Source organism: Nannocystis sp. RBIL2 (genome assembly GCF_026626745.1).
Taxonomy (GTDB): Bacteria; Myxococcota_A; Polyangia; order Nannocystales; family Nannocystaceae; genus Nannocystis.
This window is the reverse complement of sequence record NZ_JAPNJW010000002.1, coordinates 5,526,042-5,538,227: the sequence shown is the minus strand read 5'-3', so window position 1 is coordinate 5,538,227 and position 12,186 is coordinate 5,526,042. Positions and strand designations below refer to the sequence as shown.

Sequence of the window (12,186 nt, the reverse complement as noted above, 5' to 3'; positions counted from 1 at the left end):
GAGCATCCTCCACATGAGCGCGCAGAAGCTGAACGGCACGAAGACCCACCAGAACCTCAAGGACGCGTTCGCCGGCGAGTCGCAGGCCAATCGCCGCTACCTGTATTTCGCCAAGCAGGCCGACGTCGAGGGTCACCCCGACATCGCCGGCCTGTTCCGCGACACCGCCGAGGGCGAGACGGGCCACGCGCACGGCCACCTCGACTACCTCCGCAAGGTCGGCGACCCCGCCACCGGCCTGCCGATCGGCGACACCTCCAACAACCTCAAGGCCGCGGTCGCCGGCGAGACCCACGAGTACACGGACATGTACCCGGGCATGGCGCGCACCGCCCGCGAAGAGGGCTTCGAGGACATCGCCGACTGGTTCGAGACCCTGGCGCGGGCCGAGCGCTCGCACGCCGGCCGGTTCCAGAAGGCCCTCGACGTCATCGAGTTCTGAGCCGCGCGCGCGCCGCCCTCGGCGGTGCGCAGAACGACAGGGCCTTGCGGACATGTTCGAACGGACATGTCTGCGAGGCCAGCTGAACGCTGCGGCCCCGGGCCGCTCCACCGACTCCCGCACCGCAGAGCGCCATGAGCCAGGGGCCGATCTCGTACAAGCCGACCGACGGGCTGTCCTACGATCCGAGTGAACCTGTCTATTGGGACAGGTCCGCGCTGGCCAAGGAGGTCACGCGCGCGTTCGAGATCTGCCACGGCTGCCGCATGTGCTTCAAGTACTGCGACGCGTTCCCGACCCTGTTCGAGCTGCTCGACAAGAAGCACGACGGCGACGTCACCAAGCTGGGCGCCGAGGAGACGCACCGGGTGATGGACGCCTGCTTCCAGTGCAAGCTGTGCGAGGTCCAGTGCCCGTACACGCCGCGCGACAAGCACGAGTTCCAGCTCGACTTCCCCAGGCTGGTCCATCGCCACCAGGCGATCCGCGCCCGCGAGGAGGGCACGAGCCTTGGCGACAAGTTCCTCGGTGACCCGGACCTGACCGGCAAGCTGGCGCGCGCCAGCCTCGGCGCGGTCAACACCTTGAACCAGGTGAAGCTGCACCGGTGGTTCATGGAGAAGGTGCTGGGGATCCACCGCGACAAGCTGCTGCCGGAGTTCGCGCCGCAGGGCTTCGAGCAGTGGGCCGACCAGTCGGGCAAGATCGCCGAGGAGCCCGGCGGCGAGGCGGTGCTGTTCCAGACCTGTTACGTCGAGCACAACGAGCCGCAGATCGGCAAGGACACCTGCGAGGTGATGGCGCGCAACGGGGTCGACCTGCGCTGCGCCGCCGGCCTGCGCTGCTGCGGGATGCCGGCGTGGGAGCACGGCGACCTGGCGTCGCTGCGCAAGAACGCCCGCAAGAACCTCGACGTGCTCATGCCGTTCGTCGAGCGCGGCGCCAAGGTGCTGGCGATCAATCCGACCTGCTCGATGATGCTGCGCCGCGAGTACCCGGGCCTGCTCGAAGGGACAGATCGTGAGCGAGCCGCCAAGCTCGCAGCCGCGGTCATGGACCCGAGCGAGTTCCTGTGGTCGATCCGCCGCCAGCCGCGGTTCGCCGGCGCGTTCGAGAGCAGCCCGCACGGCCAGATCGCCTACCACACGCCGTGCCACCTGCGCGCCCAGGCGGTCGGCTTCAAGGGCCGCGACCTGATCAAGCGGCTGCCCGGGGTCCAGGTCACGACGGTGACCGAGTGCTGCGGCCACGACGGCACCTACGCGATGCGCGTCGAGGGCTTCGAGCCGTCGCAGCGGATCGGCAAGAAGGCGTTCGAGGGCATGCACGGGGCGGAGGCCACGACGTGGGTGACCGACTGCCCGCTGGCCGCGCTCCAGTTCGAACAGCACGCGGGGACCCGCCCGCTGCACCCGATGTCGCTGCTGGCCCGCGCCTACCGCGGCGACAGCTTCGGCCCCGGCGAGACCGACGAGACGAAGGAAGAGTGACCATGCGAGCGGTCCAGCGCGCCGAGATCGTCGATTACGTGACCTACGCCGAGCAGCGGGCGCAGCACCGCGAGGCCGCGCTGGCGGCCAAGCGGCTGCGCCGGGTGGTGGTCGCCGACTGCCTGACCTTCCTGTTCGAGAACCACGAGACCATCCGCTACCAGATCCAGGAGATGATGCGCGTCGAGCAGATCGTCCGCGAGCGCGACATCCTCCACGAGATCGAGACCTACAACGAGCTGCTCGGCCACGGCGGCGACATCGGGGTGACCGTGCTGATCGGCTTCGACGACCCGGCGGAGCGCGACCTCAAGCTGGCGCGCTGGCAGGCGCTGCCGCAGCACCTGTACCTGGTCGGCGCGGACGGCCGGCACATCCGCGCGGCCTGGGACCCGCGCCAGGTCAGCGAGCGGCGGCTGTCGTCGGTGCAGTACCTGAAGTTCGCCGTCCAGGGCGCCGCGCCGGTCGCCTGCGGGGTCGACTTCGCCGGCGAATTGGTCGGCGAGACGGCCCTGACCGCGGAGCAGCGCGAGGCCCTGAGCGCCGACCTCGGCGACTAGTCGGCGAACACCTCGTCGAGGCGCGTCGCAGTCAACACGCGAGCGGCCCACGCGTCGAGCTGGGCCTCGTCGCCGCAGTCGAGGACCCGGGCGCGCTGCTCGTCGCTCAGGGCGAAGCCCTTGAGCAGCAGCAGCTTGAGCAGCATGTCGGCCTTGCCCTTGGCCTTGCCCTCGAGCCAGGGTTTGCGGAACATGTCACTCAGCGGTTCCCAGCTTCCGTTGGCCATGAGGAGCTTCTCCAGCGCGGTGCGGGCCACGCGGCCCAGGAGGGCGACGACGAAGTCAGGATAGAGGATCCCCCGCTGGTCGTCGAGCTCGCGGGTGGCCTCGAGGGCGACGAGGGCGATGTGCTCGGCGCCGGGGTCGTCGGCGTGGGCCGCGACCGACAGCACCGCCAGCTCGGGCAGCTCGCGCGCCCGCTCGAGGTCGGTGATCGCCGGCACCGCCTCGGGCCCGAGCACCCACGGATGGACGGTGGTGCGGCGCCGGCCGAGGTCGATCGGCTCGGCGCACCAGCGGGCCACCTCGGGGTCGAGCGACACGACCACGAGGGTGACGGGGCAGCCGAGGCGCGCGCGCAGGCCGGCGACGTAGACGGGCCAGGTCCAGCGCTTGCGAGGGTCGCGCTCGACCTGGACCTCGACCACCAGCGCCTCGTCGGGCCGGTCCTGCGCGCCGCCGAGGCCGAGCACGACGTCCGCGCGGTGCTCGGCGAAGTTGAGGTCGACGAACTCGGCGGCGGTGATCCGCACCGGTCCGGGCGAGCGCTCGCCGGGCCACAGCAGGTCGGGGATCAGCGCCGGGGCGTGACGGACCAACTGGACGAGCGCCTCGTGGTGCAGCTTGGGCATCGTGCGCGCGAGTTAGCATCGCGCGCGGCCGCGGGCCAGCGTCAGCCCTTTTCGGGCGCCACCGGCACCTGGCGCTTGAAGACCAGCGACTCTACGCCTTCGCTGCTGCAGGTCAGGAGGTCCTGGTCCAAAGTGCAGGTGAGGACCAGCTCCGCCGGTGCGACGATCGGCCGGCCCGGCGCGGCCAGGTCGACCGTCGGCGAGTCGTCGCCGAGGTAGCCGCCGTCATAGCCGTCGGAGGTGACTGCGGTGCCGACCGAGTCGGAGTAGTCCACGTCGCCACCGCTGAGGAAGTCCTTCTGCACCTCGATGCGGTACTTCGGCGCCGCGCTGTCGTCGACGATCAGCTCCGAGCCGTACGAGTGACGGTACTCGTAGCTGTCGTAGTCGAGCACGCCGTAGTACTCGAAAGCGCCGACGAGGTCGTCCTCGATGTTCATTCGCAGGCCGTAGACGGCCGAGTAGGGGCCCTCGGACTCCATGATGGGCAGCTTCTCGCCCTCGAGCTGGACGGCGCCCCAGTCGCCGACGATCGGGTTCGGCTTGTCGTCGTCGCCGGTGCAGCCGGTGAAGTGGAGGCCCATGAGGGCGAGCACGGGGATGCGGTTGCGGTGATGCATGGCGCTCAGACCTCGTCTTCCGGGCGGATGCGGGTGAACACCCAGTGCTTGAGCTGGTCCGCGTCCTCGCGGTCGCAGGTCAAGGTGTCGCGCTCGAGGGTGCAGGCGAACGCGGTGCTCCCGGGCGCCAGCTCCGGAGCGCTCGGCAGCTTCAGCGGCCGCAGACCCGCGAGGTCGTCGCCCTCCTCCGCGGGCGCGCCGGTGTCGTCGGTGCCGGTGTCGGCGCCGGTGTCGGCGTCGCCGGTGTCGTCGTAGCCCCCGACGTCGTAGTAGGGCGGCTCGTAGGGCTCCTGCCCGACCTCGAAGAAGTCGTGCGCGACCTCGATGCGGTACTTCGGCGCCTCCGAGGCGTCGACCACCAGGTCGGACACTCGCTCGGCGTCGTACTCGAGGCCGTTGTACTCGCCCTGCTGGTAGAGGGCCAGCTCGCCGGCGAGGTCGTCGCCGATGCGGAGCTGCTCGCCGACCAGCGTTTGCGCGTCATAGGGGTGAGAATGGGGGTGCTTCTCACCGTCGACCTGGATCGCCCGCCAGTCGCCGATGATCGGGTCGGGCGCCGGCTCGCGGCCGGTACACTGGGTGAAGCTCAGGGCCAACAGGGCGAGCCCGGGGATCTTGCTACGCTGATCCATATACTTTAGTTCCTGTGCTCAAGGACATGCCCTAAAAGACATTTTAAAGATCGCCCGACCGCGGCGCGCGAGCAGGTCGCGAGGAGCGAGGAGATCGGGGTCGGTCTTCCATCGCCGCTCAGGATACGCCGGGGCCGGGCGCGCGGGTAGGGGCGCCGGTCAGGAGGCCCGCACGACGTGCACGCCGCCCGCGGGGCCGAGCGAGAGGTTGCGCCGGACCGGCCGCGGCGGCGTGGTGTCGACCAGCCGCAGGTCGTACTCGGGCACCAGCACCGCGAGGGCCTGCTTCATCTCGTAGAGGGCGAAGGCGGCGCCGATGCAGCGCCGGTGGCCGCCGCCGAACGGCGTAAACTCGAACGGCGAGACCTTGCGGCCGAGGAACCGCTCGGGCCGGAACACGTGTGGGTCGGGGTAGAGCGTCGGGTCCTGGTGGAGCAGCGCGGTGCCCACTGCGATCCCGGTGCCCGGCGGCAGCTCGTAGGGTCCGAGCCGCAGCGGCCGCACGAGGGTGCGCGGCGCCATGGGAAGGATCGGCCACAGGCGCAGGACCTCGTGGCACACCGCGTCGAGGTACGGCAGGGCCGCGACGGCCTCGTAGTCGGGGTCCGGGCCGAGCGCGACCAACTCGGCGCGCAGCCGGGCGAACACCGTCGGCGCGCGCAGCAGCCACGAGTAGGCCCACGCCAGCGCGATCGCGGTGGTCTCGTGGCCGGCGAACAGCAGCGTGTGCAGCTCGTCGACGAGCTCGTCGTCGCCGAGCGCCCGGCCGTCCTCGTCGCGCACCGCGAGCATGAGGCTGAGGATGTCGTCGGCCGGCTCGGCCCGGCGCGCGGCGATCTGCGAGCGCGTGAGCGCCCCGGCGCGCGCCTGGGCGGCGGCGAAGCGGCGCCACGGGGTCAGCGGCCCGAGGTCGCGCTGGGCGTGACGCGAGAACAGCAGCACCGGGTGCAGGGCCTCGATCACCCCGACCAGCGCCGCGCCCACCTCGGCGATACGGTCGGGGTCGGTGACGCCGAACACCGCGCGCACGATCACCTCGAGCGAGATCGCCTGGGTCGTGGCCTGCATGACGAACGGCTCGCCGACCCGCCACGCGGCGGCGTGACGCCGCGTCGCCTCGCGGATGATCGCTCCGTACGAGCGCATGCGGGCGCCGTGGAACGGCGGGGTCAGCAGTTTGCGGTCGCGGCGGTGACGCTCGCCGCTGACGACGATCAGCGAGTGCCGGCCGAGCACCGCGGCGAGTTGTTCGGTGCCGAACGAGCGGGTGGCGTCCGGGTCCATCGTGAAGATGACCCTGGCGAGCTCGGGCTGACCGGTGACGACCAGCCGCTTGCCCCCGAGGTCGAACGCGAACGGGTCGCCGTAGCGTCGCTGGCACGCGGCGAAGAAGCCGTAGGGGTCGACCGCGAAGCGATAGGCGGCGAGCGGGGCGATGCGCGGGCCGGGCACGAGGCGTGACATGCGTCCACCTTCCACCCGATGGGGGGTGTACTACAATACGGGCATGACTCCCGCGCGCGCCCCCTTCACCAAGATCCTGGTACCGGTCGACTTCTCACCGGCGAGCGACGAGCACATCGCCGCCGGCCAGGCGGTCGAGGTCGACGGCCAGTACATCGAGTTCTCGCCCAGCTCCGTGCGCAGCGTCGTCCTCGCGGCCGACCTCGCCCGCGCCAGCCTCGGCACCGTGATCCTCCTCCACGTCACGCCGGCGCTCAACTACAGCACGATGTACGCCGGTAACCTCAGCGTCGGCCTGTCGTCGCAGGTGTTGACCGACGTCCACGAGGCGGCGCAGAAGACGTCCAGGGCCGCGCTCGACGTGATCGCCCAGCGCCACTGCGGCGGGGTCCAGGTCGTCATCGAGGCCCGGCCCGGCGTGGCCGTCAGCGTGATCATCGAGGAGTCGGAGAAGAAGGGCGCCGACCTGATCGTGCTGGCCGCGAGCGGTCGCTCGCGGGTGGCCCGCTTCTTCGTCGGCAGCACCGCCGACCGCGTCATCCGCGAGGCGATCTGCCCGGTCCTCGTGATCCCCGCGCTGCACGAGTGAGCGAGCGCCGGGGACGGCGAAAGGACATGGCCCTGAGCGCATGCTCCAAGGGACATGTCCTTTGAGGTAGGTTGAGACGTGAGGGTGGAGAGACGGTGCGACGCGCGGCGCGCCGACCAGCGCGCCGGACCGAGGTCCGACTGGCTAGGCGGCGCGCGGCATCGGCGCGGACACGGCCGGCTCGGGCTCGGCGGGCACGACGATGGTCGGCTCGATCACGCGCGGGCGCGTGGCGACCATCTTCAGGCCGGCGTAAAACGGCCGATCGATGACGGCGGCCGTGAAGCGTTCGGCGAAAATCATGCGGGCGGCGAGTCCTGTGTGGCGCATGCTGAAACCATTGGCGAGGGCCCCGGAACGTCAAATCAAGGCGGCATCAATGTGGCCGTGATGGTCGAGAATCCCGCTGTAACGGCCCTTTTGAGCCCGATCGAGCGCGATGGGTGTCGCTGCAGACACACTCGACGTCGCATGACGATGCGGCACCGTCGGGAGGTCCACGATACGTCGCAAAGGGCCGCCGTGAGGCACGTAGACGGCGCATGACGACGTCGCGTGACGCGGTCGAAAGACCCGGCGCGGCGCGGGCCGCATCACCGCTGCGCGGGTCGCATCGCCGCTGCGCGTGGCGCGGGTGACCGCAGGCACTGGACGTCGCGCCCGCGTCAGGGGTAGCATGCTCGGTCGACCTCACTGCGCCTTCGCCGACACCTCGTCGGCCGACGACGTGCACTCGCGGATCGCCAGGGCGCGCTGGTAGGCGCAGTTCCATTGTACGAGCTCGGCGCTCAGCCGCTTGGCCTCGTCGGCGTCGCCCTCCGCGACCGCCTCGCCGTAGCTCTGCCAGGCCTGCAGGTGCGCGGCCTCGTCGAAGCCCTGGTCTTTGAGCTTTTCGGACATGTCCGGAAGGACAACTCGCGTGTAGGCCACGCCCTCGGCCGCGGTGGCCATCGCCGCCGCGCTGCCGAGCGGGCCCTTGGCCGCGGGGGTCAGGGCCTCGTCGCAGTACTTGCGGGCGCGCTTGACCAGGGCCAGGGCGATCTCGCGCTCGATCGTTTCGGCGTCGACCTTGTCGGGGGCGGCCGTGAGGGCCATGTCGACGACGGCGATGCCGGGGGTGTTACGGTCCTTCAGGCGGTCGCGCAGGTCCTCGAACACGCCGCGGGCGCGCGCCAGCGGTACCGGGTCGCTCTTCTCTTTGGCCTCGGCGAGGGCGCTCGTCAGCCGGCGGTGCGCCAGGCGGAACCACGACTTCTCGACGACCTCGTGCCCGGGCAGCAGGGCCTTGTCGATCGCGGTCGGGTCGCCGCTCGCCAGCGCCGCCTCGCCGGCCGTGAAGGCGGCGTCGATCTCCTCGGCGAGGCCGGGTTCGGCGCCAGCGACCTCGGCCGCCAGCGGCTTCAGGGCGACCTCCCAGGCGCAGCGTGCGGCTCCCCAGGCCGCGTCGCGGCCCTCCTTGGCCTCGGCGGCGTGCTTCAGGCGGTCGCGCATCCACTGGGCGATCGAGCCCTCGATGCGGGCGCGGAGGAAGGCGAAGCCGGCGGGGGAGGTGTCGACGAGCACCGCGGCGATCGCGGCGTCGTCGTGACGGCCGGTCGCCGCGTCGCTGGCCTTCACCCACGCTTGCAGCGGCGTGTCCGCGTAGGCGATCGGCGCGTCGCCCTGATGCGCGCGCAGGGCCGCGAGCGGCGCGGCGGCGGCGTCACACAGCGGATCGCGGGCCTTCGCGGCGGGCGCGGACGCGGGCGCGGGCTCGGCCTTCGCGGGCGGGGCCGGCTTGGCGGCCTCGGGCTTGGCGGCAGGCGCGGGCGCGGGCGCGTTGCAGGCGGTCCCGGCGAGCGCGAGAGCGAGGACGAGGGCGGCGCGGAGCATGCCGCAGGATATCGCGGAAACCCCGGCGCGGGCCCCGGCGATCGGCCCTGGACTTTACGCGGCGGCCGCGGCCCGCTAGCGTGGTCGCACCATGGCAGTCAGCGTCGGCGGTGACGAGGGCGACGCCCTCAACGAGATCAACGTGACCCCGCTGGTCGACGTCCTCCTGTGCCTCCTGATCATCTTCATGGTGTCGGCGCCGCCCGCCACCAACACGCAGATGCCGCTCGACATCCCCACCCAGTCGAAGGTGCAGGGTGCGGCCGATCCGAACGCCACCTTGCTGCTGTCGATCGACGCCGGCGGGGTCGTCAAGCTCGGCACCCAGGTGGTCGCCAGTGACACCGACAGCGTGATCGCGGCGCTCAAGGCCAACCAGAAGGTCCAGAACGACGGCAAGCTGGCGATCGACGCCGCCCCCGGGGTGAAGTACGGCGAGGTCATCCGCCTGATGGCCGCGGCGCACGACGCCGGCGTCGGCTCGGTCGGCATCGCCTCCGACAAGCTGTAGAGGGGGGCCCCGATCGGGCTCGGCGGCGGAGGAGTCGCGGATCGCACTTCGCCCCTCGCCGTTCGCTGGCGACTTTGTCTGTCCTGGACAATAAAATGCGCCGCGATGCTCAGCGGGTTCAGGAAGTTCGCCATGCGCGGAAGCCTCATCGACATGGCTTCCGGCATCATCCTCGGCGCAGCGTTCGGCGCGATCGTCAAGTCGCTGGTCGACGACGTGATCATGCCTCCCATCGGCCTCGCCCTCGGCGGCGTCGACTTCAGCAACCTGTTCCTGGTGCTGAAGGACGGCAAGGTCCCGGGGCCCTACCTCTCGCTGGTGGCGGCCAACGAGGCGGGGGCCGTGACCGTCCGCTACGGCGTGTTCCTCAACTTCGTCATCACGTTCCTGATCGTCGCGTTCGCCGTCTACCTGCTGGTGTCGGCGATCCACCGGGCCAAGGAGCGCATGACCGAGAAGGAGGAGCAGGCCGCGGCGGAGCCGTCGTCGCAAGAGAAGCTGCTGATGGAGATCCGCGACCTCCTCAAGGCCCGCTCCGGGCCGCTCTGACGGCGCCTGTCCGTTCGGACATGCCCTCGCGTTCAGGTCAGGTGTACCCGAGCGCGAGGCCGACCTGGTACACCAGCACCGCCAGCGCGTAGGCCAGCGCCGACATGCTGACGAACATCACCAGCGGCCACTTCCACGAGCGGGTCTCGCGGCGCACCACCGCCAGCGTCGACATGCACTGGCAGGCGTAGACGAAGAAGACCATCGCCGCCAGGCCCTTCAGCGGGGTGTGCCGGCGCGAGCCGTCGGGCTCGCGGGCCTCGCGGAGCTTGTCGCGCAGCGGGGTCTGGTTCTCGTCGTCGGCCTCGATGCCGTAGACCAGGCCGAGCGTGCTGATCATGACCTCGCGCGCGGCGAAGCTGCCGAGGATGGCGATGCCCATGCGGAAGTCCTGGCCCATCGGCTGCAGCACCGGCTCCATGGCCTTGCCGATGCGGCCGCCGATCGAGTGGATGATCGGGGAGTCGTCGTCGGACGGCGAGGTGTCCTTCGGGTCAGCCGAGGCTGTCTCCGCGGACATGTCCTCCGGGGCACGCGCGGCCGGGTCGACCTGGACGGCCTCGGCGACCGCGCGCCCGCTGTCCGGCGCGTCAGGCGGGCGCGGGAAGCTGAGCAGCACCCACAGCACGACGGTGACCGCGAGGATGACCGTGCCGGCCTGGCGGACGAAGTCGGCGGTGCGGTCGTAGACGTGGAGCAGGGTGTTGCGCAGCCGCGGCAGGCGGTACGGCGGCAGCTCGAGCACGAACGGCGGGGTCGGCCCGCGCAGGGCGGTGCGCTTCCAGATCGCGCCGGCGGCCAGGGCCGAGACGGTCGACAGCGCGTAGAAGCCGACCAGCATGAGGCTGCCGACGGTGAACGGGCCGACGCGTTCTTCGGCGGGGAACAGCGCGCTGATGAAGAGGACGTAGATCGGCAGGCGCGCGCTGCAGCTCATGAACGGGATCATGAGGATGGTGGCCAGGCGGTCGCGCGGGTCGGTGATCGTGCGAGTGCCGAGGATCGCCGGGATCGCGCAGGCGTAGCCGCTGAGCAGCGGGACGAAGGCGCGCCCGTGCAGGCCGACGCGGGCCATCAGGCGGTCGACGAGGAACGCCGCCCGCGCCATGTAGCCCGAGTCCTCGAGGATGCCGAGCAGCAGGAACAGCAGGGCGATCTGCGGCACGAACACCAGCACGTTGCCGGCGCCCGCGAGCACGCCCTGGGTCAGGAGGTCGGTGAAGACCCCGGGGCCGAGAGCGGCGCTGACCTGCTCCGAGAGCCAGCCGATGAGCGCCTCGATCGCGCCCATCAGCGGCTCGGCCCAGGTGAAGATCGAGCTGAAGATCGTCGCCATGACGCCGACGAAGATCACGAGGCCCCACACGCGGTGGGTCAGGACGCGGTCGATCGCCGCCGAGCGGCTCATCGCCGGCGCCCGCTCGCGCTGGGCGGCGGTGAAGCCGATCTCGGCCAGCAGGGCGTCGACCTCGCGGTAGCGGGCGATCACCCGCGCGTGCGCGGCCGCGGTCAGGGCCGCGGCGGGGTGGGCGGCGAGGGCGGCCTGCTCCTCGGCGGTCGGGCCGGCCAGCTCGAGGGTGCCGGCCGCGGCCGCCGACACCAGCCAGCGCCAGCGCGCGGCCTCGATCACCGGCGGCGCGGGCAGGGCGTCGTCGCCCGCCAGCAGGCGCGCGCGCAGCGGTGAGATGGCCTGAGGGACATGTTCGATGGAACCTAGCGCTTCGACCAGGCGCGCCATGCCCTCGCCGGTGCGCGCGACCGTCGGCACCACCGGCACGCCGAGGGCGCGCGAGAGGGCGTCGGGGTCGACGGGCGTGCCGGCCTCGGCGGCGACGTCCATCATGTTGAGGGCGACCACCAGCGGGCGGCCGAGCTCGAGCAGCTGGACCGCGAGGTAGAGGTTGCGGGCCAGGTTGGCGGCGTCGAGCACGAGGGCGACGACGTCGGGCGGCTCGCTCTCGGCGCCGGTGAGGCAGCGGAACGCGACGGCCTCGTCCTCGGCGATCGGAGTGAGGCTGTAGGTGCCGGGCAGGTCGAGGACCGTGATCGGCCGGGTCGGCGACAGGCGCGGCACGACGGCGCCGGCGCGGGTCTCGACGGTGACGCCGGCGTAGTTGCCGACCTTGTGGCGCGCGCCGGTCAGCTCGTTGAAGAGGCTGGTCTTGCCGACGTTGGGGTTGCCGGCCAATGCGACGCGCAGGGGAGTCACAGCAGCACCGCCTCGATCCGCGCGGCCTCGGCCTTGCGCAGCGACACGTGACAGCCGCGGACCTGCAGCTCGAGCGGATCGCCGAACGGCGCCCGCTTGACCAGCACCACCACGGTGCCCGGCGTGAAGCCCATCTCGAGCAGCCGCAACGCCAGCGGCCCTGCGCCTCCGACGAGGGTCACGCGGGCGCGTGCGCCGAGCTCGAGCTGCGACAGGTTGAAGGCCACCGTCGAGGGAGCTTGGCGCCGGGCCCCGCACGCGGTCAAGCGCGGCGTGCGACGTCCACCCGCCGCCTGCCGTTCGGGACAGGTCTGCGGGAGAGATGACTCAGAGGACAGCTCACGCGGCCGGCCGAGGCGCTCGGAAAACTCACGCGACCAGGCGCAAACGGGCGAGC

The 12,186-nt window shown here is 71.5% G+C and carries 14 protein-coding genes; 6 read left to right on the top strand and 8 right to left on the bottom strand.

The annotated features are described in order from the left end of the window. Positions 1-13 precede the first annotated feature (13 nt). The 3 genes from OV090_RS46815 to OV090_RS46805 all read left to right on the top strand — a co-directional run bounded on the left by OV090_RS46815 (position 14) and on the right by OV090_RS46805 (position 2,492). Positions 14-442 (top strand): rubrerythrin family protein, encoded by a 429-nt coding sequence (locus OV090_RS46815; protein ID WP_267711569.1) that lies wholly within the window; start codon positions 14-16, stop codon positions 440-442. A gap of 134 nt (positions 443-576) precedes the next feature. Then, positions 577-1,932 carry a heterodisulfide reductase-related iron-sulfur binding cluster gene (locus OV090_RS46810; protein WP_267711568.1) on the top strand — a complete coding sequence of 452 codons (1,356 nt, stop codon included), beginning with the start codon at positions 577-579 and terminating at the stop codon, positions 1,930-1,932. A 2-nt stretch (positions 1,933-1,934) separates the two neighbouring features. Further along, positions 1,935-2,492, top strand: coding sequence for a DUF3501 family protein (locus tag OV090_RS46805; protein ID WP_267711567.1), 558 nt, complete (start codon positions 1,935-1,937; stop codon positions 2,490-2,492). On the opposite strand, the gene OV090_RS46800 is transcribed toward OV090_RS46805, so the two are convergent. The 4 genes from OV090_RS46800 to OV090_RS46785 all read right to left on the bottom strand — a co-directional run bounded on the left by OV090_RS46800 (position 2,489) and on the right by OV090_RS46785 (position 6,059). Further along, positions 2,489-3,343: a hypothetical protein gene (locus OV090_RS46800; RefSeq protein ID WP_267711566.1), complete on the bottom strand. Its 855-nt coding sequence runs from the start codon at positions 3,341-3,343 to the stop codon at positions 2,489-2,491. The genes OV090_RS46805 and OV090_RS46800 overlap by 4 nt on opposite strands. A gap of 41 nt (positions 3,344-3,384) precedes the next feature. Then, a complete protein-coding gene (locus OV090_RS46795; RefSeq protein WP_267711565.1) occupies positions 3,385-3,963 on the bottom strand; it encodes a hypothetical protein in 579 nt (192 codons plus the stop codon). Between the two features lie 5 nt (positions 3,964-3,968). After that, the gene (locus OV090_RS46790) at positions 3,969-4,595 is read right to left on the bottom strand and encodes a hypothetical protein (RefSeq protein WP_267711564.1); all 627 of its coding nucleotides are present in this window, start codon (positions 4,593-4,595) and stop codon (positions 3,969-3,971) included. 159 nt (positions 4,596-4,754) lie between these two features. Further along, positions 4,755-6,059: a cytochrome P450 gene (locus tag OV090_RS46785; protein WP_267711563.1), complete on the bottom strand. Its 1,305-nt coding sequence runs from the start codon at positions 6,057-6,059 to the stop codon at positions 4,755-4,757. 43 nt (positions 6,060-6,102) lie between these two features. Here OV090_RS46785 and OV090_RS46780 point away from each other — a divergent pair, with 43 nt between their 5' ends. Next, positions 6,103-6,648: a universal stress protein gene (locus OV090_RS46780; protein WP_267711562.1), complete on the top strand. Its 546-nt coding sequence runs from the start codon at positions 6,103-6,105 to the stop codon at positions 6,646-6,648. 144 nt (positions 6,649-6,792) lie between these two features. Here the strand turns inward: OV090_RS46780 and OV090_RS46775 are convergent, their stop codons facing one another. Both OV090_RS46775 and OV090_RS46770 read right to left on the bottom strand, forming a co-directional pair. Continuing rightward, positions 6,793-6,978: a hypothetical protein gene (locus OV090_RS46775; RefSeq protein ID WP_267711561.1), complete on the bottom strand. Its 186-nt coding sequence runs from the start codon at positions 6,976-6,978 to the stop codon at positions 6,793-6,795. Between the two features lie 360 nt (positions 6,979-7,338). Next, a complete protein-coding gene (locus OV090_RS46770) occupies positions 7,339-8,520 on the bottom strand; it encodes a hypothetical protein (protein ID WP_267711560.1) in 1,182 nt (393 codons plus the stop codon). Between the two features lie 91 nt (positions 8,521-8,611). Here OV090_RS46770 and OV090_RS46765 point away from each other — a divergent pair, with 91 nt between their 5' ends. Together OV090_RS46765 and mscL are read left to right on the top strand one after the other, a co-directional pair. After that, complete coding sequence (locus OV090_RS46765) at positions 8,612-9,031, top strand: biopolymer transporter ExbD (RefSeq protein WP_267711559.1); 420 nt, start codon at positions 8,612-8,614, stop codon at positions 9,029-9,031. A 105-nt stretch (positions 9,032-9,136) separates the two neighbouring features. Then, positions 9,137-9,580, top strand: coding sequence for a large-conductance mechanosensitive channel protein MscL (gene mscL, locus OV090_RS46760; RefSeq protein ID WP_267711558.1), 444 nt, complete (start codon positions 9,137-9,139; stop codon positions 9,578-9,580). 37 nt (positions 9,581-9,617) lie between these two features. On the opposite strand, the gene feoB is transcribed toward mscL, so the two are convergent. Both feoB and OV090_RS46750 read right to left on the bottom strand, forming a co-directional pair. Continuing rightward, complete coding sequence (gene feoB, locus OV090_RS46755) at positions 9,618-11,789, bottom strand: ferrous iron transport protein B (protein WP_267711557.1); 2,172 nt, start codon at positions 11,787-11,789, stop codon at positions 9,618-9,620. Beyond that, positions 11,786-12,016 carry a FeoA family protein gene (locus OV090_RS46750; RefSeq protein ID WP_267711556.1) on the bottom strand — a complete coding sequence of 77 codons (231 nt, stop codon included), beginning with the start codon at positions 12,014-12,016 and terminating at the stop codon, positions 11,786-11,788. Before OV090_RS46750 ends, feoB begins: the two co-directional genes overlap by 4 nt. Positions 12,017-12,186: the final 170 nt, after the last annotated feature.